This window comes from Microbacterium sp. NPDC055910, from assembly GCF_042271185.1.
In the GTDB taxonomy this organism is placed as follows: Bacteria; Actinomycetota; Actinomycetes; order Actinomycetales; family Microbacteriaceae; genus Microbacterium.
The window spans coordinates 132,277-150,571 of record NZ_JBHJZS010000001.1 but is presented as its reverse complement, the minus strand read 5'-3'; the positions used below and the strand labels follow the sequence as shown (position 1 = coordinate 150,571).

Annotated in this window: 16 protein-coding genes; 6 read left to right on the top strand and 10 right to left on the bottom strand. The window is 69.8% G+C overall.

Going from position 1 to position 18,295, the window contains the following annotated elements:
* The first annotated feature begins 3 nt into the window (after positions 1-3).
* From ACFC3F_RS00740 to ACFC3F_RS00720, 5 genes are all read left to right on the top strand, one after another.
* Positions 4-405 (top strand): heme-binding protein, encoded by a 402-nt coding sequence (locus tag ACFC3F_RS00740; RefSeq protein WP_376125308.1) that lies wholly within the window; start codon positions 4-6, stop codon positions 403-405.
* A gap of 133 nt (positions 406-538) precedes the next feature.
* Positions 539-1,198, top strand: a complete 660-nt coding sequence (locus ACFC3F_RS00735) for a YqaJ viral recombinase family protein (RefSeq protein ID WP_376125306.1) — start codon at positions 539-541, stop codon at positions 1,196-1,198.
* A gap of 136 nt (positions 1,199-1,334) precedes the next feature.
* On the top strand, positions 1,335-3,020 hold the full coding sequence (locus ACFC3F_RS00730; RefSeq protein WP_376125304.1) for an MDR family MFS transporter: 1,686 nt from the start codon (positions 1,335-1,337) through the stop codon (positions 3,018-3,020).
* 11 nt (positions 3,021-3,031) lie between these two features.
* Positions 3,032-3,496: a MarR family winged helix-turn-helix transcriptional regulator gene (locus ACFC3F_RS00725; protein ID WP_376125301.1), complete on the top strand. Its 465-nt coding sequence runs from the start codon at positions 3,032-3,034 to the stop codon at positions 3,494-3,496.
* A gap of 77 nt (positions 3,497-3,573) precedes the next feature.
* On the top strand, positions 3,574-4,572 hold the full coding sequence (locus tag ACFC3F_RS00720; protein ID WP_376125298.1) for an NADP-dependent oxidoreductase: 999 nt from the start codon (positions 3,574-3,576) through the stop codon (positions 4,570-4,572).
* Between the two features lie 7 nt (positions 4,573-4,579).
* Here the strand turns inward: ACFC3F_RS00720 and ACFC3F_RS00715 are convergent, their stop codons facing one another.
* From ACFC3F_RS00715 to ACFC3F_RS00675, 9 genes are all read right to left on the bottom strand, one after another.
* The gene (locus tag ACFC3F_RS00715; RefSeq protein WP_376125295.1) at positions 4,580-5,611 is read right to left on the bottom strand and encodes a fatty acid desaturase family protein; all 1,032 of its coding nucleotides are present in this window, start codon (positions 5,609-5,611) and stop codon (positions 4,580-4,582) included.
* Between the two features lie 189 nt (positions 5,612-5,800).
* Positions 5,801-7,726 carry an SDR family NAD(P)-dependent oxidoreductase gene (locus tag ACFC3F_RS00710; protein WP_376125293.1) on the bottom strand — a complete coding sequence of 642 codons (1,926 nt, stop codon included), beginning with the start codon at positions 7,724-7,726 and terminating at the stop codon, positions 5,801-5,803.
* Positions 7,723-9,213, bottom strand: coding sequence for an FGGY-family carbohydrate kinase (locus ACFC3F_RS00705; RefSeq protein ID WP_376125290.1), 1,491 nt, complete (start codon positions 9,211-9,213; stop codon positions 7,723-7,725). The genes ACFC3F_RS00710 and ACFC3F_RS00705 overlap by 4 nt, the downstream gene beginning before the upstream one ends.
* A gap of 23 nt (positions 9,214-9,236) precedes the next feature.
* Positions 9,237-10,889, bottom strand: a complete 1,653-nt coding sequence (locus ACFC3F_RS00700) for an FAD-dependent oxidoreductase (protein WP_376125288.1) — start codon at positions 10,887-10,889, stop codon at positions 9,237-9,239.
* A 49-nt stretch (positions 10,890-10,938) separates the two neighbouring features.
* Positions 10,939-11,811 carry a 3-hydroxy-5-phosphonooxypentane-2,4-dione thiolase gene (lsrF, locus tag ACFC3F_RS00695; RefSeq protein ID WP_376125286.1) on the bottom strand — a complete coding sequence of 291 codons (873 nt, stop codon included), beginning with the start codon at positions 11,809-11,811 and terminating at the stop codon, positions 10,939-10,941.
* Positions 11,804-12,856 (bottom strand): ABC transporter permease, encoded by a 1,053-nt coding sequence (locus tag ACFC3F_RS00690; protein WP_376125284.1) that lies wholly within the window; start codon positions 12,854-12,856, stop codon positions 11,804-11,806. The genes lsrF and ACFC3F_RS00690 overlap by 8 nt, the downstream gene beginning before the upstream one ends.
* Positions 12,853-13,824, bottom strand: a complete 972-nt coding sequence (locus ACFC3F_RS00685; protein ID WP_376125282.1) for an ABC transporter permease — start codon at positions 13,822-13,824, stop codon at positions 12,853-12,855. Before ACFC3F_RS00685 ends, ACFC3F_RS00690 begins: the two co-directional genes overlap by 4 nt.
* Positions 13,821-15,320 carry a sugar ABC transporter ATP-binding protein gene (locus ACFC3F_RS00680; protein WP_376125280.1) on the bottom strand — a complete coding sequence of 500 codons (1,500 nt, stop codon included), beginning with the start codon at positions 15,318-15,320 and terminating at the stop codon, positions 13,821-13,823. Before ACFC3F_RS00680 ends, ACFC3F_RS00685 begins: the two co-directional genes overlap by 4 nt.
* A gap of 33 nt (positions 15,321-15,353) precedes the next feature.
* Positions 15,354-16,445, bottom strand: coding sequence for a substrate-binding domain-containing protein (locus ACFC3F_RS00675; protein ID WP_376125278.1), 1,092 nt, complete (start codon positions 16,443-16,445; stop codon positions 15,354-15,356).
* A 193-nt stretch (positions 16,446-16,638) separates the two neighbouring features.
* On the opposite strand from ACFC3F_RS00675, the gene ACFC3F_RS00670 reads away from it, so the two are divergent.
* Positions 16,639-17,388 carry a GntR family transcriptional regulator gene (locus ACFC3F_RS00670; protein WP_376125276.1) on the top strand — a complete coding sequence of 250 codons (750 nt, stop codon included), beginning with the start codon at positions 16,639-16,641 and terminating at the stop codon, positions 17,386-17,388.
* Positions 17,389-17,392: 4 nt separating this feature from the next.
* Here ACFC3F_RS00670 and ACFC3F_RS00665 read toward each other — a convergent pair whose 3' ends face one another.
* Complete coding sequence (locus tag ACFC3F_RS00665; RefSeq protein WP_376125273.1) at positions 17,393-18,289, bottom strand: LysR family transcriptional regulator ArgP; 897 nt, start codon at positions 18,287-18,289, stop codon at positions 17,393-17,395.
* Between the last annotated feature and the right edge of the window lie 6 nt (positions 18,290-18,295).

Genomic DNA, 18,295 nt, shown 5'->3' with positions numbered 1-18,295 from the left:
CCCATGACGAACGTCACTCTCGCCGACGCGCGCCGCGTGATCGAGGCCGCCGAGAAGCGGGCCGTCGAGATCGGTCAGCCCATGAACATCGCCGTCGTCGATTCCGGCGGCAACCTCGTCGCCCACGTCCGCCAGGACGGCGCCTGGATCGGCAGCGTCAACATCTCGATCAACAAGGCCTGGACCTCGAAGGCCTTCGACATCTCGACGAAGGACCTCGGCGACAACTCTCAGCCGACCCAGCAGTTCTTCGGCATCCAGAACACCAACGGCGGCAAGGTGGCGATCTTCGCCGGCGGCATCCCGCTCTCCAAGGACGGCGTCGTCGTCGGCGCGGTGGGAGTCTCGGGCGGCTCGGGAGAGCAGGACCACTCGGTCGCCGAAGCGGGCGCTGCAGCGTTCTGACGCCGCGGCACCGGCCTCATGCGCCGCGGACGTGACGTCGGCGCATGAGGCCGTGCTCCGCGCCGACGGCGGAATGCGGCCGTCAGCGCGTGCCGGGTCATGCCCGTCGCCGGGTCGGCGTAGGGTCGAAGCCGTGACCCCCGAACTCGCCGCGCGCATCGTCGCGGACTCCCGTGACCGGGTGGCGTGGGTGCGGGCTCGCTCGCGGGGGATCACGGCGACGGACGTCGCCGCACTCACGTCAGAGCGTGCGATCCCTCGCGCGGCAGACGCGAAGCTGCTCGGCTCCGGCTTCTCGGGCAACGCCTACACGGCGCATGGTCGTCGGCGCGAACCCGAGATCGCCGCGTGGGTCGCCGCGACGCACGGCATCCAGCCCTCTTCCGCGCTGTTCCACGCCGCCGTCGAGAAGCGCCATCTGGCCACACCCGACGGCGTCGCGGTGGACGGCCGTGGGCGCGTGACCCTCGCCGAGATCAAGACGACGAACAAGCCGTGGCGCAGCATCCCGCGCACGTATCTGCGTCAGATCTTCTGGCAGCAGCACGTCCTCGGCGCCGAGCGCACTCTCGTCGCCTGGGAGCAGCACGACGATTTCGTGCCCGTCGCCGATGAGCCCCGCTGCGCGTGGGTCGATCGCGACGAAGACGAGATCGCCAAGCTCGTGCAGCTGGCGACGTCGCTCATCGACGAATTGCACCGGCGTCACCTGCGCGGACGGCCCGAGAGCGATCGGATGCCGCAGCCCGCTGCCCCGCGTCACCCGTTCCGCGCGCTCGCCCTCGCCGACTGACCGCCGCCATACGCCTACCCCGTGAGGTCGGCGTCAGCGTGATCAATAGTTGACAGAAGTCAACGACATGCATATCGTTGACCTTTGTCAACTTTCGCGCCAGTGCTGCCGCGGTTCTCCTCGACGAAGGACGCCCATGGCAGCCAAGACCCCCGCGCTCACCGAATCCGGCATGACGCACCGCCAAGTGCTCCAGGCCCTTTCCGGCCTGCTGCTGGGCATGTTCGTGTCGATGCTCGCCTCGACCGTCGTCTCGACCTCGCTCCCCGTGATCGTCCACGATCTCGGCGGGGATCAGGCCGCCTTCACCTGGGTCGTGACGGCGACCCTGTTGACCACGGCGATCTCGACCCCGATCTGGGGCAAGCTCGCCGACCTGTTCAACCGCAAGCTCCTCATCCAGCTCGCGATCGCACTCTTCGTCCTCGCGACCGCGGCGGCGGGATTCGCCCAGGATCCCGGCACGCTCATCGCGTTCCGGGCCGTGCAGGGCCTGGGTGCCGGCGGTCTCGCGGCGCTCAGCCAGATCATCATGGCCGACATCATCAGCCCGCGCGAGCGCGGCCGGTACATGGGACTCTTCGGCGCCGTCATGGCCCTCGCGACGATCGGCGGCCCGCTCCTGGGCGGCGTCGTCACCGACTCGCTCGGCTGGCGCTGGAACTTCTACATCGCGATCCCCTTCGCGATCGTCGCGCTGATCCTGCTGCAGGTGACCCTGAACGTGCAGCAGACGAAGCGGAAGGCGCACATCGACTATCTCGGCATCGTCCTGCTCTCGGCGGCCGTCTCGCTCCTGCTCATCTGGATCACGAACGCCGGCACGGACTACGAGTGGTGGAGCCTGACGACGATCCTCATGGTCGGCGGTGCGCTGATCTCGACGGTGGTGTTCGTCGTGGTCGAGCTGCGGTCGCGCGAGCCGCTCATTCCGCTGCGCATGTTCCGCAACCGCACCTTCACGCTCTCGGTCCTCGCCTCGATCGCGACCGGCATCGCGATGTTCGGCGCGTCGGTGTTCCTCAGCCAGTACATGCAGATGGCACGCGGCGCGACGCCGACCGAAGCCGGGCTCATGACGATCCCCATGATCGGCGGACTCCTCGTCTCATCGGTCGTCGTCGGCCAGCTGATCAGCCGTTTCGGCAGGTGGAAGAGCTACCTCGTCGTCGGATCGATCCTGCTCATCGCGGGTCTGTGGCTGCTCACGACGATCGAGTACGACACGAACTTCGTCCTCGTCTCGATCTACATGTTCCTCATGGGCGCCGGCGTCGGCATGACGATGCAGAACCTCGTGCTCGTCGTTCAGAACACCGCCCGACCCGAAGAGATCGGCGTCGCCTCATCCGGCGTCACCTTCTTCCGCAGCCTCGGCGGCACGGTCGGCGTGTCGGTCATGGGTGCGGCTCTGGCCACGACCGTCGCCGACCTCTTCACATCGAGCAAGGAGGCCCTGGCCACGGCCATCGAGAGTCTCGGTCCCGAGGGGGCCGCCGTCGCGGAGCAGCTGCAGTCCGGCGCACTCCCCGCCGTCCACTCGCTCCCCGCGAGCGTGCAGGTCATCGTCGAGGACATCTACGCGCAGGGGATCTCGAACTCGTTCCTGATCGCCGTGCCGTTCGCTCTCCTGAGCCTCATCGCTGTCATCTTCCTGCCGAACACGCCCCTCACCCGCATGACGACGAAGGAGCGCCTGGAAGCCGGCGAGGCCGATCTGGCGACGGTGTCGGCAGCCGAAGGAATGAGCTCGATCACAGCGACAGGTCCGATCCCGACGACGGATGCCACGGCTCGCCGCTCGCGCCGCGGCCGTCGCTGATGTCGACCCCGATGACCGGGCCCGACGCGCCTGACACCCGCGCAGACGCCGTGCGGGCGCTCGAGGCCGAGTTCGGCGAGCTGTTCACCCACGTGCGCCGACTCCTCGCCGGCAACGCCGACCGGATGAGCCCCGGCATGCTGCCCGGCGAGTACAAGGTGTTCACGACGATCGTGCGGCGCGAGCAGGTCACGCTGTCGGCCCTCGCCGACGCCCTCATGGCGGACAAGGGCCAGATCAGCCGCACCGTGCGCGGACTCGAGAAGCAGGGCTTCATCCAGCGCACACCCGATCCCGCCGACGGCCGCTCGAGCCTCCTCTCGCCGACATCGCTCGGCCTCGAACGACTCGCCATCGCCCGCGCGCCGCAGGAGGGCGGCATCCTCACGGCGCTCGAGGCCTGGTCGGTGGACGACATCCAGGATCTGACGCGCCTGCTGCACGCCCTCACGCAGGGAGGACCGGCGGCTCGGTGACGCGCACGGGCCGCCCGACGGCCCGGGAATCCGATTGACTGGATGCTGCGCATCGCGCGCGCACGAAAGGACCCGTCATGACCTCGGCCTCAGCCACCGCCCCCCGCCTTCCGGAGCGCATGCGGGCGATCGTGTTCGACGCGCCGGGCGATCCGTCGGTGCTGCGCGAGACGACGCTCCCCGTCCCCGCTCCCGCGCTCAGCGAGCTGCTCGTGCGTGTCGTCGCCGCCGGCATCAATCCGATCGACGCGAAGACGCGCGGCGGCACGGGCGTCTCGGGACTCATCGAGTCGTTCCCGTCGACGCTCGGCTACGACGTGAGCGGCGTCGTCGTGCGAGCGCCGTACGAATCCCACCCGATGCAGCCGGGCACGCCCGTCTTCGGCATGGTGCCCTTCCCCCGCTCGGGCGGCACATACGCCGAGTACGTCGTACTCCCCTCGCTCTCTGCGGCGCTCAAGCCCGAATCGCTGTCGCACGCCGAGGCGGCCGGGGTGCCGCTCGCGGCGCTCACCGCGTGGGGTCTCGTCGTCGACACCGCCCGGGCGCACGCGGGTCAGCGCATCTTCATCCACGCCGGGGCGGGCGGCGTGGGCCACGTCGCCGTGCAGCTCGCGGCGCATTTCGGAGCGCACGTGACGGCGACCGGATCGGAGCGCAATCTCTCATGGTTGCGCGAGCTCGGTGCATCCGAGGTCGTCGACTACCGCACGACGCGCTTCGAAGACGTCGTGAGCGACGTCGATGTCGTGATCGATCTCATCGGCAACGTGCGCGACGACACCGGCACGCGCTCGCTGGGCGTCCTGCGTCCCGGCGGCCTCTACATCCCCGTCGCGACGGGGTCCTGGCCGGACTACGCCGCCGCGGCGCATGCGGCGGGGGTTCGTGCGACCTCGTACAAGGTCATCCCCGACGGGCGCGCCCTCGCGACGATCGCCGGGCTCATCGACAGCGGCAGCCTGCGGATCCACGTCGACGACGTCTTCGATCTGTCGGATGCCGCCGCGGCCCACGCGCTCCTGGAGCAGGGTCACGCGCGCGGGAAGATCGTCCTTCGCGTCAGCGACGACTGATCACGCGTCAGGCGGGGCGGTAGGTCGAGACCATCGGGCAGTCGAACGGGTCGCGCGCGGCCAGCCCCACGCGGTTGAGGTACTCGATCACGATGCCGTAGGACTGCAGGATCGTCGTCTCGGTGTAGGGCACGTTGAGCGTGCGGCACTGCTCCATGACGATCTCGCGCGTCTTGGCGAGGTGCGTGCGCGGCATGCTCGGGAACAGGTGGTGCTCGATCTGGTAGTTGAGTCCGCCCATGAGCCACGTCGCCCACCAGCCGCCCGAGACGTTGCGCGAGGTGCGGACCTGCTTCGTGAAGAAGTCGAGCTTCGCATCGGGCGCGATGACGGGCATCCCCTTGTGGTTCGGAGCGAACGACGCCCCCATGTAGACGCCGAAGACGGCGAGCTGCACGCCGAGGAACGCGAACGCCATTCCGAGCGGGAGGAAGAAGAAGACGGGACCGACGAAGACGGTGAACCGCAACGCGATGAGGCCGAGCTCGCGCCAGCGGTCCTTGACGGGACCGCGGCTCAGCAGGTGCTTCAGGCCCAGGTAGTGCAGGTTGAGTCCCTCGAGCGTGAGGAGCGGGAAGAACAGCCACCCCTGCTTGCGCGTGATCATGCGGCGCAGGCCGCGTGCCGTCGCCGCATCCTCGTCGAGGAACGAGATCGTGTCGATCTCGATGTCGGGGTCCTTGCCGACGCGGTTCGGGTTGGCATGGTGGCGCGTGTGCTTGGTCGTCCACCACGACAGGCTGATGCCGACGATGCCGTTCGCGAGCAACCGGGCGAGCCGGTCGTTGGCGGGCCCGGCCGTCAGGATCTGTCGGTGGGCGGCTTCGTGCGCGAGGAAGGCGACCTGGGTGAACAGAATGCCGAGGGCACCCGCGATCAGCAGCTGGAACCAGCTGTCTCCGAGCAGCACGAAACCGGTGATGGCGCCGCCGAAGCCCAGAGCGATCAGGACACCGACGAAGGCGTAGAACCAGGGCGCACGACGCAGCAGACCGCTCTCGCGCACCACCTGAGCCACATCCGTGTATGCCCGCGCCATCGGCGGGAAGTCAGCGGTGCCGGCGTAGGTCTGCCGAACAGGACCGAGCCGAGGCTCGAGGGTGGTGGCGGAGATGAACGCACCTGCTCTTTCGATCGGGACCAGTCGGCCGCAAAAGCCAAAGGCAGTCGCCGATCGCTGAGGTCTACGCTACGCGGCCCACATGTCGCGGACGGCATGTTGAGCGGGTCAGATCACGCGGTCGTTGCCGCCGTCGACGCTCAGGTGCGCGCCCGTCGTCGCGGGGAACGATTCGCAGAACGCCACGACCGCCTCGGCCACCGTCGCACTGCGCACCTCGACGCGCAGCAGGTTGCGCGTGCGGTACTGGTCGACCGTCAGGCCGTAGTGCGCGGCTCGCGCCTCGAGCAGCTCGGGGCTCCAGATGGCGGTGTCGAACACCGCATCCGGTTCGACCTGGTTGACGCGAATGCCGTCCTCTGCCCACTCCAGTGCGGCGACCCGCGCCAGCTGTGCCGCGGCGGTCTTGCTCGCCGAGTAGGCCGCGACGCCCGGGCCGGGCGCTGCGACGTTCTTCGTCGACACGAGGACGACGCGACCGCCGCGCGGCGAGCGCGCGAGGAGCGGATGCACCGCCCTCAGCAGTCGCGCCGGGGCGGTGACGTTGACCCGGAAGGCCCGGTCCCACACGTCGTCGTCGAGCTCGGCGATGGGCTGCGAGGGCGGGAAGATGCCCGCCGCGATCACGACGATGTCGACTCCGCCGAACTCGCGCACGGCGAGATCGAGCGCTTCGTCGATGACCGCGGAATCGCTCACGTCTCCGACGACGCCGCGCCATGCGTCACCGGCCACGACCGAGGTCACGTCGGGCGAGAGGTCGATGCCGACGACGGCGGCGCCCTCGGCCGACAGCTGCTCGGCGACGGCGCGGCCGATGCCCGACGCGGCGCCCGTCACGATGGCGACTTCGCCCGTGAGCGGCTTGCGTGTGCGCCCGGCGAGCTTGGCCTGCTCGAGGCTCCAGTACTCGATGTCGAACGAATCCGCTTCGTCGAGCGAGCGGTACCCACCCAGCCGGTCGGCGGCGTCGATGACGTCAATCGTGTGCAGCGCGACATCGGCGGTGACACGAAGCGCCGCGACGGACTCCCCCGCGAAGAGGCAGCCGAGGGCGGGGTCCATGATGACGCGCGGCGCCGGATCCAGCGGCGTGATCCCGGTCGTCGCGCGGGCGCGATTGCGGTCGACGTACGCACGGTAGGCCGCCGCATACGCGTCGACATCGCGCCCCACGAGGGGGCTGCGCTTCGTATACAGAACGTGCTCGGGCGTCGCCGTGCCGCGACCGGTGAGCTCGGTGAGATCGGCTCGGCGCGCGAACGCGTCGGCGCGCGCCGAGGCGGACTGCCGCAGCAGCATCGGACGCCCGGCCGCCTCGGACACCGCCTGACGCAGCGACGCGATCTCCGCGGAGTCGCCGGTTCGGGCGACCGTCGCGCCCGGGTCGCCCCAGTTCGCCACTCCGACGGCGGCCGACGCACGGTCGACGAGCTCGCGGTGCCGCGCGAGAACGGCGTCGGCGTCGTCACCGAAGGTGAAGAGTCCGTGGTTGGACAGCACGACGGCGTCGGCTCCACTCACATCCGTGTTCGCGATGAGGCGGGCGAGCGGGAATCCGGGCATGACGTACGGCAGCACGAGGACACCGTCGCCGAGAGCTTCGGCGATGTCCGCGGCCGCGACGTCGCGGTTGGTGAGCGACACGATCGCGTCGGCGTGCGAGTGCAGAACCACCCTGCCCGGCAGATACGCGTGCAGCAGCGCCTCGATGGAGGCCGTCGGCGCCGACGCGTCGAGCGAGGCCTGGCGCAGCTCGTTGACCATCGTCGCGTCATCGAGCTCGTCGAGCTGCAGGATCTCGTCCAGTCGCGCGCGACGCAACGGCGCGAACCCGGCCGCCTCGATCGTGCCGAGGTTCCAGCCGCTGCCCTTGACGAGCACGAGATCGACGGGCGCGCCCGTCACATCCATGCCGACCGTCTTGATCGAGGTGTTCCCCCCGCCGTGGAGCACGTACGAAGGGTCACCGCCGAGGTCGCGACTGACGCGCACGATGTCGTCGAGGGCGGTCCGGTGGTCGATCGAAGTCATGCTGAGGCCTCCCAGACCGCATCCATCGCCGCGAGCACGCGGTCGAACGTCGCCGCCTGCCGCTCGTAGTCGACCGCGCACTCGCCGGGGACGACGACGAGCGCGGGGTCGGGTTCGGTGTTCCACGCGCCGGTGTCCATGCCGACGCCACGCGCTGCCAGCCAGGCGACGCCACGCGCGCCGAGCTCGGTGCCGAGCTGTCGCCGCATGGGGTGGCCCACGACATCGGCGAACATCTGCGCCCACAGCGCGTTCTTCGCGCCGCCTCCGGCCAGTGTCCACGGACCGTCCGAGACGGCGGCACCGCTCGAGCGCACCTTGTCGAGCTGGACACGGTGGTATTGGGTGATGCCCTCGGCCACGGCGCGCGCGACGTGCGCGTACCCGTGACTGCCCTTGATGCCGATGAACGTGCCCGAAGCGCCGAGGTGCTCGGGAGCGCCGTGGATGAACGGCAGGAAGAGCAGCCCGTCGGCGAGCGGCGGCGCCTTGTGGCCCGCGTCGAGCAGGTCGCGGGGAGTGACGGGAATAGTCGCGCTCGCGCCGAGCAGCCCGGCGGCCCACTCGATGCTGGCAGCCGATGTCGGGGCGACCTCCATCGCGAGCATCGCGGTCGGATCGGGCAGGAGGGCGTTGATCGTCACGCGCGGCGGCTCGGTGTCGGCGGGCACGACGACGCTGTTGATCGCCCAGGTGCCCACGATGACCGTGACGTCGCCGAGTGTCGTCGAGCCTGCTCCGAGCGGGCTGGCGACGCAGTCCATGCAGCCGGCGACGACGGGCGTGCCGGCGGGGACACCCGTGCGAACCGATGCCGCCTCGGTGACCGCGCCCGCGATGTCGTCCGAGCTTCGCAGCTCGGGGAACAGGCGCGCCGTGTCGGCGGGAAGGCCCAGCAGATCGAGCACGGCCGGCTCGTAATCGCGGGTCTTCAGGTTGACCAGGCCGCATCCCGACGAATCGGACAGGTCAGCGCTCGCCGTTCCCGTCAGACATGCCGTGAGCCAGTCCTTGCACGTGAGAGCCCAGCGGGCGCGAGCGAGCGTCTCCGGCTCGTTGTCGTGCAGCCAGCGCAACACGACGGCAGGCTGCGCGGCCCAGGGCATCGATCCCGTCAGCAGGCGCACCCGCTCGACCTCGTCGGCATCGAGCGCCGCCACGACGCCCTCGGCTCGGTGGTCGGTCGACGCGATCGCGGCGCGCACGGGACGAAGATCCTCGTCTGCCAAGTACAGTCCGTTGCCGTGACCGGTCGCGCCGATCCCGGCGATGGTCCAACCCTCGCGTTCCAGCTCCGCCGTGAGATCGCGCAGCACGTCGGCGACGACGTCCCACAGCGCGTCCATGTCGACTTCCTGGCGTTCGCGCGACACCGCGACACGCGGATTGGGGGCCGACACGGTGCGGATCTCACGCCCGGACTCGTCGAAGGCGGCGGCCTTCGCCGAGGTCAGCCCGACATCGATGCCGATGACACAGGTGCTCATGATGGTTGTCGTCCTCTCCGCGCTCAGGGCGTTCCGGCCACGGCGGGCCGCGTTCGCAGCGCCCTCGGCACGAAGCGGCGAGCCGATTCACGGTAGCGCGCGATCTCGGACTCGGCGTGCTCCGGCGTCCACCCGGCGTAGGCGACGAGCACGGCGGCGGCTCGCGGCGCGCACGCGAGGCCGACGTCGCCGTTCAAGGCGATCACCGTTCGGCGCAGCAGGACGTCTTCGAGGCTCAGAGCCCCCTCCTCGCGCACGGCGTGCACGATCTCGGCGGCGATCGCGCCCGTTTCGTCGTCGATGACCTCTGCGAGGGTGGGATCGGATGCCGCGAGCATCTCGATGTCGCGAGCGAGCGCTCCGTAGACGTCGGCCAGTCGCGCGGCGCTGCGTGCGGGAAGCGCACTGCGCGCGACGAACGAGGCACGGAAGCGGGCGACGCTCTCGGCGGGAGCACCGGGGAAGCGCGCCTCGCGTGTCGGCGACGCTTCGCGCGGCATCCCGAGCTGCTTCTCGATCTTGCGCAACACCTGCTCACCGAGGGCACGGTGCGTCGTGTACTTGCCGCCGATGACAGTCAGAAGCCCCGCGGAGTCGCCGTCGTGGGTGACGATCTCGCTGTCGCGGCTGACCGACGAAGGGTCGGTGAGGTCGGCGACATAGGGCAGCGGGCGGACACCCGAATACGACCAGAGCACGTCGTCGGGGGTGAGTCCCGCGTCGGGGATGATCGTGTTCACCGACTCCAGCAGGTACGCCACTTCGTCGTCGTCGATCGCGATGTCCTCGATCGATCCGTCGTACGGCAGGTCGGTCGTGCCGATCATGAACCGACCGTCCCACCAGGGCAGCACGAACATGGGCCGGCCGTCCTTCGGGGAGTCGAAGAAGACGCACGTGTCGGGAACGCCGGGGAAGGCGTCCACGATGAGGTGACTGCCCTTGGTCGGACCGATCCGGCGAGCGTGGGAACCGGCGAGGTCCAGCACGGAGTCGACCCAGGGTCCGGCCGAGTTGACGACGACGGGCGCACGCAGTTCGAGGTGCTCCCCCGTCTCGCGGTCGCGGTAGACGACACCGGCGATGCGGCCGCGTTCGCGCAGGAGCGCGGTGACGGGCGTGTGCGTGAGGATCGTCGCGCCGCGCCGGTCGGCGTCGATCGCGAGCTCGAGCGCGAACCGCTCCGTGACGGGGACGTGTGCGTCCTGGAAGAGCCCACCCCAGCGCACGCCCGCACGTGCGACCGACGGCCAGTCGCGCTTGAGTCGACCCGGCAGCACGATGCGGTTGAGCGGCAGGCGCTTGCCGATCGCGAGCACGTCGTGCAGGATCAGCCCGCACGACATGAGCCACCCGGGGGTCTTGTTCCACTTCGCGAACGGGATGAGCATGGGGTACGGCAGCACGAGGTGCGGCGCCGTCTTCAGCAGGATGTTGCGCTCGCGGATCGACTCGAACACGAGCGGGATCTCCAAGCGCGGCAGGTACTTGAGCCCCCCGTGGATGAGCCGGGTCGAGATGGCCGAGGTGCGGGCGGCGATGTCGTCGCGATCGATCATGACGACGTGCAGGCCGCGCGCGGCGGCTTCCCGGGCGATGGCCAGGCCGTTGATCCCCGCGCCGATGACGACGACGTCCGCCGTCCGGGGCGCGCTGTGGGTGCGCAGAGTGGGCATGTGGATCCTTCGACGCTGCGGGCGCCCCGAGGGGCGCCCGCAGACCGGTTCAGTGGGAGAGGGACTGGAAGAGGTCGAACGCCTCGGCGGGGGTGAGCCCGTCGTGCACGACCCCGCGCACGGCCGAGAGCATCGCGGCGGGGTGCTCGGACTGGAACACGTTGCGGCCCATGTCCACACCTGCGGCGCCCTCCTGGATCGCCTGGTACGCGACGCGCAGTGCCTCTTGCTCTTCGACCTTCTTGCCGCCGGCGATGACGATCGGCACGGGGCACGCGCTCGTGATCGTCTCGAAGCCCTCTTCGACGTAGTAGGTCTTCACGAAGGCCGCGCCGAGCTCGGCGCTGATGCGGGTCGCGAGACGGAAGTAGCGCGCGTCGCGCACCATGTCGCGCCCGACCGCCGTGACGGCCAGGACGGGGATGCCGGCAGCCTGGCCCTGGTCCACGAGAGTCGTCATGTTCTTGACCGACTTCGTCTCGTTCTCACCGCCGATGAACACCTGTACGGCCAGCGCGGCGGCATCCAGACGCACGGCGTCGTCGATCGAGACCGCGATCTCTTCGTTCGAGAGGTCGTTCAGCACGCTCGGCCCACCCGAGGCGCGCAGCACGATGCCCTTGCCGTTGTCGGCGGGGATCGTCGTGCGCAGCGCGCCGCGCGTGCACATGAGGGCGTCGGCCTGCGGGACGAGCGGCAGGATGGAGCGATCGAGTCGTTCCAGTCCCGACGTCGGGCCCTGGAAGTACCCGTGGTCGAAGGCGAGCATGACGGTCTTGCCGTCGGCGGGGTCGAAGACACGCGAAAGCCGTGCGCGCATGCCCCAGTCCTGGCCCGCCTGCCCCTTGAGGTGGAAGCCGTCGTGCGTCGCGATCGCGCCCGAGAAGTCGGTTCCGTCGCGGAGGTCGTCGAGGTCAGCCATGAATGGGCTCCTTCTCTGTTGTGGTGGTGGGCGTCGCGGTGCGCGAGCCCGGGGTCATCGATGCACGCAGGCGTCGGATGCTGCTTCTGCCTGTGCCGGTCGCGGTTGACGCGACGACGACGACGAGCACGACCAGGACGCCCTTGAGGACGTTCTGGGCCCCGACGGACCACCCGACGAGGTTGAGCAGGCCCGAGAGCAGCACGAAGAACAGCGCACCCGTCCACGCGCCGACGGGCACGGGCCGGCCGCCCGAGATGAGCGTGCCGCCGATCACGACGACGGCGATCGAGTCGAGCATGTAGGAGGTGCCGAGAACGGTGCTCGGTGAGATGAAGGCAGCGAGGAGACCGCCGACGAGGCCCGCGAAGCCCGCGCTCAGCAGGTACGCCGTCGCCGTGACGGCGGCGACCTTGAGGCCCGCGCGCTCCGCCGCGCGCTCGCTCTGACCGACGGCGACGATGGACAGGCCGAGACGCGTGTGGCGCAGCACGAACCAGATGACGATCGTGACGAGCACGACGAGGATCGCGATGAGCGGGACGCCGAGGACCTTGGCGTTGACGAACGCGCGCAGCGCCGGATCGGCCGAGCTTCGTGCCGAGTCGGCGAGCAGCAGCGTCGCGCTGGTCACGACGAGACTCGTCGCGAGCGTCGCGATGATGGGCGGGACGCGCAGCAGAAGGATCGCCGCGACGCTCACGAGCCCCGCGACGACCCCCGCGCCGGCCGCCGCGACGAGTCCGACGAGGGGGCCCGCCGTGGCTCCGACGGCGACCGAGACGTACGACGACATCGAGACGATCGTGCCGACCGAGACGTCGATGTTGCCGGGCCCGAGCGTGATGACGAGCATCTGCCCGAGCGCGACGAGCACGAGGAAGGGCGCGAGCGAGAGCGCCTGCGTCAGCGGGTCGAAGGGCGCGCCCGGGCGCACGGCGACGATGAGCGCCCATACCGCGAGCACGCCGATGAGCGACCAGCCCCACGCCGGCCAGCTGAATCCGCGACGAGCGCGCGGGGCGGAGTTGTCGATCGCGGTCATCGTACGAACCTCTCGGTGATGATGCGGCCGGCCAGCACGGCGATGACGATGAGTCCCTGTGCGGCGGACTGCAGGCTGGAGGGCAGGTTGATGAGACTGAGCAGCACGGTGATGAGGCCCAGCGTGACGGCGCCCAGCGTCGTGCCGATCGGCATCGCGCGGCCTCCGGCGAAGGTGCCTCCGCCGAGGATGACCGCGGCGATCGTCATGAGCGTGTACTCGCTCGCGGCGTTGATGTCGCCGGACCAGGTCTGCGAAGCGAGCAGGAGACCCGCGACGATCATGAAGGCGGCGGCGATCACGTAGGCCGTGACCCGGGTGCCGATGAGGGAGACACCGGCTTTCTCGAGCGTCGGCGCCTGCGAGCCGAGCGCCCGCATCCTGGTGCCCACCTGGGCCCGGCGCGTCACATACCAGGCCACGAGCGTCGCGATCACGATGAAGATGATCGGCGCGGGGAACCATGTCGGACGCCACGTCGAGATGACGGAGAGCCATTCCGGCGTCGCACCGCCGGGCGTCGGCCGGATCTGCAGGCCCACCCCCAGCCATACGAAGGACATCCCGAGGGTGATGATGATCGACGGCACACCGCGGCGCTGCACGACGTAGGCGATCAGGGCGTACGCGACGAAGATGCCGACGATCGACAGCACCGCCATGACGGGCGCTTCCAGGAAGAGCGTTGCGGCGATCACCGTCACGAGACCGACGAGATAGCCGACGCTCAGGTCGATGTCGCCGACGCTCATGATGATCATCTGGGCGTGCGCGGCGAGCACGAGCGGCACCGACGACATGAGCATGAGCGTCAGGCCGGGAACGCTCAGGATGCCGGGCTGGAGTGTCGCCGTCACGATGAAGATGGCGATGAGGGCGACGAGCGACAGCAGGGCCGGCGAGCCGTTGACAGCGCCGACGCGCAAGCGCTGCGCGGTCGTGGGGAAAGAAGCGGTGGCGGTGCTCATCGTGCGTGCTCCTGAGTGCGATCGTCGCTGCCGAACGAATCGGCGATGATGCGGTCCTCCGTGATGTCCTCGCCGGCCAGCTCGCTCACGATGCGGCCGGAGCGGAAGACATAGACGCGGTCGCAGTGAGCCATCTCGCCGTTCTCGGTCGAATACCAGACGATCGAGCGTCCCCGCGACGCTTCGACGCGCATCAGGGCGTAGAGCTCGTTCTTGGTCGAGACGTCGACGCCGCGGAACGGGTCGTCCAGCAGCACGAGCGTCGCGTCGGTCGCGAAAGCGCGGGCGACGAGCACCTTCTGCTGGTTCCCGCCCGACAGCGACATGATCGGGGCGGGTGCCCCGCCCTTGATCTTGAGCCGCTGCACCCACTCGCCGGCGAGTGCGCGTTTCGCGCCGGATCGGATGACGCCGGCCACCGCGAGGTCGCGCGAGGCCGAGACGGTCAGGTTGTCGGCGACGCTCCACAGGGGGAAGACGCCGCTGGTCTGACGATCGCCGGGCACATAGGCGCGGCGTTTGGCGACGGTGACTCCGCGGGCCCGCGTCCACAGGCGCCGCAGGAGCGCATCCTGTCCGTGGCCGGCGAGACCCGCGAGGCCGACGATCTCGCCGGGCTGGACGACGAACGGGACCGAGCCGTCGTCGCGCAGTCGCGCGACGGTTCCTTCGTGGGCGATGTCGGTGGGCTCACTCGTCGTGACGCGCCGCATCGTGGCGGTGTCGGCGTGGACCTCGCCGCCCATCGTCGTGAGGAGGCCTTCCTCAGTGGCATCCGCTGCCGGAAGCGTCTCGACGATGCGGCCGTCCTTCATGACGGCGATTCGGTCGGCGTTGGCGAGGACCTCCTGCATGCGGTGCGAGATGAGCACCATGCTGACGCCGGATGCGGTCAGCTCGCGCAGGTGCGCATAGAGCTGTCGCGTCGCATCGACGCTCAGCGACTCGGTCGGCTCATCGAGGATCAGCATCGCGAGTTTCGGCGTGCACAGCGCGCGGGCGATCTCGACCATCTGGCGCTGCGCCATCGTGAGATCGCTCGTACGGCGCAGAATCGCGACGCCGTGACCGGGGAAGACGTCGTCGAGCTTCTCGGCGACGCGGTGCTCGGCGGTGCGCTTCCAGGAGAGGCCGCGCGCTGCGCCATCGGACAGCGCGATGTTCTCGGCGACCGTCAGGTCGGGGCACAGCGCCAGCTCCTGATAGATCATGCGCACCCCCGCCCGGGCGGCGGCGCGCTGATCCCACGCACCGCCGCCGCGCCAGGAGACGAGGCCGGTGTTCGGCTGCTCGCGGCCGGCGAGCACGCGCATGAGGGTGCTCTTTCCGGCGCCGTTGTGGCCGACCAGACCGAGGATCTCTCCCGCGTTGACGGTGACGTCGATCCCCGTGAGGGCCGTCGTGCTGCCGTACCGCTTGGACACGTCCGTCGCGGTGAGGACGATGCCGGCCGCTCGGGGCGGTGCGGCGCTGTCGCGCCGTGTCGCGGATGTCATCGAGTGTGCTCCTTCGGACTGGTCGGCCGTCGACTACTTCTGCAGCGCCGGGGCTTCGACGCTCTCCCCGGCCGCGAGGGCTGCGAGGGCCGCTTCGATCGAGGCGTCGTCCCAGGCGTTGGCGGCGTACTCGTCGGTGCTGAGCTCGGCGACCCAGTAGTCCAGGTCCTCCTGCGCGATCTTCACGAGCGGCAGCACGACCTCGGCCGGAACCTCTTCGCCGCGCTCCTTCGCGAGGGCGACGTAGATCGCGGCGACGACCTGACCGGGATCGGTCAGCGCGGCGAACGAGCCGTTGTCGAGGCCGCTCTCCTGCCAGAAGGCCAGCGACTTGCCGTCGGTGTCGAAGACGACGACCGGCGCCTCACGGCCCGCCGACTCGAAGGCCTGCACGATGCCCATGCCGCCGATGCAGCCCGGGACGGCGGCGATCTCGGGCAGCGAGCCGATGATCCCGACGATCTCCTTCTGAGCCGTCGCCGAGTCGCAGAAGCCGTTGATCTCGGCAGCGACGGTCACATCGGGGTAGTCCGCGAGGATCTCCTGCTGGCGAGCGTGGAACGCCTCTTCGGGCTGAGAGCCCACGACACCGCGGTTGATGACGATGTTGCCGGTGCCGCCGATGGCCTCCAGCGCCGGCTCCAGCGAGTCGGCACCCCACTGGCCGTACTCGTTGCGCACGACGGTGCCGCAGCTGGTGTCCATGTCGGCGTCGAGGATGATGACGTTGATGCCTGCGCTGCAGGCTTCTTCGATGACCGGCACGAGCGCACTGGAGCTCGCCGGGATGACCATGAGCACATCCGGGTTCTGCAGCATGAGGCTGCGGATCTGCGAGGCCTGCTCGGTGGCGCTGTTTTCGCCCGGGGCGTTGACGACGGAGTACTCCGACACGACACCCTCGGCCTTGAGCTCTTCGGCGACGGTCTCGAACTTGTCAATGAGCGTCAGACGCCATCCGTTGACGAAGCCGTTCGACAGGGCGATCTTCAGCCCTTCGGGCTCGCCGCCGGCCGTCGTGTCGCCCGCGTCGCCCGTGCCGCCGGCGCAGCCGGCGATCAGCAGGGCAGCGGCTGCCGCTGCGGTCACCGCGGTGGCCGCGCGGCGGATTCCGGTGAACTTCATTGTCATTGCCTCCTGGTTTCGCTTCGTCGCGATATGACGAGCGCTCTGTATCTTGGCGCCAGGTCTGTCAACCTGTTACAACCAACCTGTCATGATGAGTTGGTGATGACTAACATAGGCATGAGCGAGGAAGCTGTCAATCGCGCGCGATACGCTCTCATCACTGCGCGTGCCGGATCGAAGGAGCCCCGCTATGCCGACACCTGCCACCTATGTCGCCCTCGACCGCGAAGCCGATATCCCGCTGTGGCAGCAGCTCGCTCGCGTCCTGCGCGAAGAGATCGAGCAGGGTCTGCTGCGGGCTGACCAGGCCCTCCCCTCCGAATCGGAGCTCATCGACCGCTACGCCGTGTCGCGAACGGTCGTGCGCGAGGCGCTCGCGGATCTCGTGCGCGGCGGGCTCATCTACAAGGTCCGCGCGCGCGGCTCCTTCGTCTCACCCCGGCGGCCCGACCTGAAGTTCATCGGGTCGATGACCGGGTCCTCCGATGACCTGTCCTCCACCGGACGCAGCGTCACGACCCGGGTCATCGACTTCGAGGTCGGGACCGCCGATGCGAGCGACGCCGAAGCACTCCGGATCACCGAAGGCTCTTCCGTCGTGCGCCTGCGACGACTGCGCAGCGTCGACGGCACCCCCTGGCTGCTCGTGGACACCGTGCTGCCATACGACCGCTTCCCCACTCTCGGTCGGGCGAACCTCGAGAACCGCTCGCTGTACGAGCACCTGCGGCGGCACTTCGGCGTGCAGCCGAGCGGTGCCGACCGATGGATCAGCGCCGTCATGCCCTCACCCGAAGACGCCGACCTGCTGCAGCTGGGGACGGGCCAGCCCGTGCTGTCGATCGAGTCGGTCGCGTGGGATGCCGACGGCGTGCCGTTCGAGAGGTACAGCGCCCTGCACCGCAGCGACGAGTCCCGGTTCTACGTCGGCATCCGGTAGCCGCTCACACGGTCGCGAGCACCCGCCGCCCCTCGGCCACGATCTCATCGGCGATCGCGCCGAGCAGCGGTGAGCGCAGGTTCCACTGCTGCCAGTGCAGCGTCACGTCGACGGGCGGGCCGCCGAGCGGCACGAGGTCGCCCGCGGCCAGCGGTCCGCGCGACTGGAACGTGGGCAGCAGCGCCCATCCGAGCCCGAGCAGCGTCGCCGCGGCGAAGTCGCTCGATGCCGGGACGTAATGCCGCGGCGGGGCGGCCGGAGCGACGCCCCGCGCCGCGAGCCACTGCGCCTGCAGGTCGTCTCGGCGGTCGAAGTCGATGAGGGGTGCGGCGGCCAGGGCCGCGGCATCCGGTCCGTCCGGAAACCACCGCTCGACGTACGCGGGGGTCGCGACGGCCTCGTAGCGCATGGCACCCAGCGTCGAGACGCGGCACCCCGCGACGGGCTCGGCGCGCGACGTGACAGCACCCATGACGGTGCCGGATTCGAGCAGGGCGGCCGTGAAGTCCTGATCGTCGCGGTGCAGATCGAACACGACGGGATGCCGCTGGGCCAGCCGCGCGAGCGGTTCGAGGAACCACGTCGCGAGCGAATCGGCGTTGACCGCGAGCGGCACCGAGGTGCGCACGTCGCCGTCGGGGTCGGCGCCCAGTGCGGCGATGGTGTCGTGCTCGAGCAGGGCGGCTTGACGTGCGAGCCGCACGACGGCGACGCCCGCCTCGGTCGGCCGCGCCGGCTTGGAGCGGATCAGCACCGTGCGCCCGAGCATCTCCTCGAGCGCCTTGATGCGCTGGCTGACGGCGGAGGGGCTGACGTGCAGTCGCCGCGCCGCGGCATCCAGCGTGCCTTCGTCGAGCACGACAGCGACGGTCTCGGCGAGCTCGAAGGGAATCCTCATCATCAGTCA

Coding starts and splice junctions, on each gene's coding strand:
- ACFC3F_RS00670 (WP_376125276.1), top strand. CDS start 16,639: ATGCCGACACCTGCCACCTATGTCGCCCTCGACCGCGAAGCCGATATC.
- ACFC3F_RS00675 (WP_376125278.1), bottom strand. CDS start 16,445: ATGAAGTTCACCGGAATCCGCCGCGCGGCCACCGCGGTGACCGCAGCG.
- ACFC3F_RS00700 (WP_376125288.1), bottom strand. CDS start 10,889: ATGCCCACTCTGCGCACCCACAGCGCGCCCCGGACGGCGGACGTCGTC.
- ACFC3F_RS00710 (WP_376125293.1), bottom strand. CDS start 7,726: ATGACTTCGATCGACCACCGGACCGCCCTCGACGACATCGTGCGCGTC.
- ACFC3F_RS00725 (WP_376125301.1), top strand. CDS start 3,032: ATGACCGGGCCCGACGCGCCTGACACCCGCGCAGACGCCGTGCGGGCG.
- ACFC3F_RS00685 (WP_376125282.1), bottom strand. CDS start 13,824: ATGAGCACCGCCACCGCTTCTTTCCCCACGACCGCGCAGCGCTTGCGC.
- lsrF (WP_376125286.1), bottom strand. CDS start 11,811: ATGGCTGACCTCGACGACCTCCGCGACGGAACCGACTTCTCGGGCGCG.
- ACFC3F_RS00740 (WP_376125308.1), top strand. CDS start 4: ATGACGAACGTCACTCTCGCCGACGCGCGCCGCGTGATCGAGGCCGCC.
- ACFC3F_RS00690 (WP_376125284.1), bottom strand. CDS start 12,856: ATGACCGCGATCGACAACTCCGCCCCGCGCGCTCGTCGCGGATTCAGC.
- ACFC3F_RS00665 (WP_376125273.1), bottom strand. CDS start 18,289: ATGATGAGGATTCCCTTCGAGCTCGCCGAGACCGTCGCTGTCGTGCTC.
- ACFC3F_RS00715 (WP_376125295.1), bottom strand. CDS start 5,611: ATGGCGCGGGCATACACGGATGTGGCTCAGGTGGTGCGCGAGAGCGGT.
- ACFC3F_RS00680 (WP_376125280.1), bottom strand. CDS start 15,320: ATGACATCCGCGACACGGCGCGACAGCGCCGCACCGCCCCGAGCGGCC.
- ACFC3F_RS00730 (WP_376125304.1), top strand. CDS start 1,335: ATGGCAGCCAAGACCCCCGCGCTCACCGAATCCGGCATGACGCACCGC.
- ACFC3F_RS00720 (WP_376125298.1), top strand. CDS start 3,574: ATGACCTCGGCCTCAGCCACCGCCCCCCGCCTTCCGGAGCGCATGCGG.
- ACFC3F_RS00705 (WP_376125290.1), bottom strand. CDS start 9,213: ATGAGCACCTGTGTCATCGGCATCGATGTCGGGCTGACCTCGGCGAAG.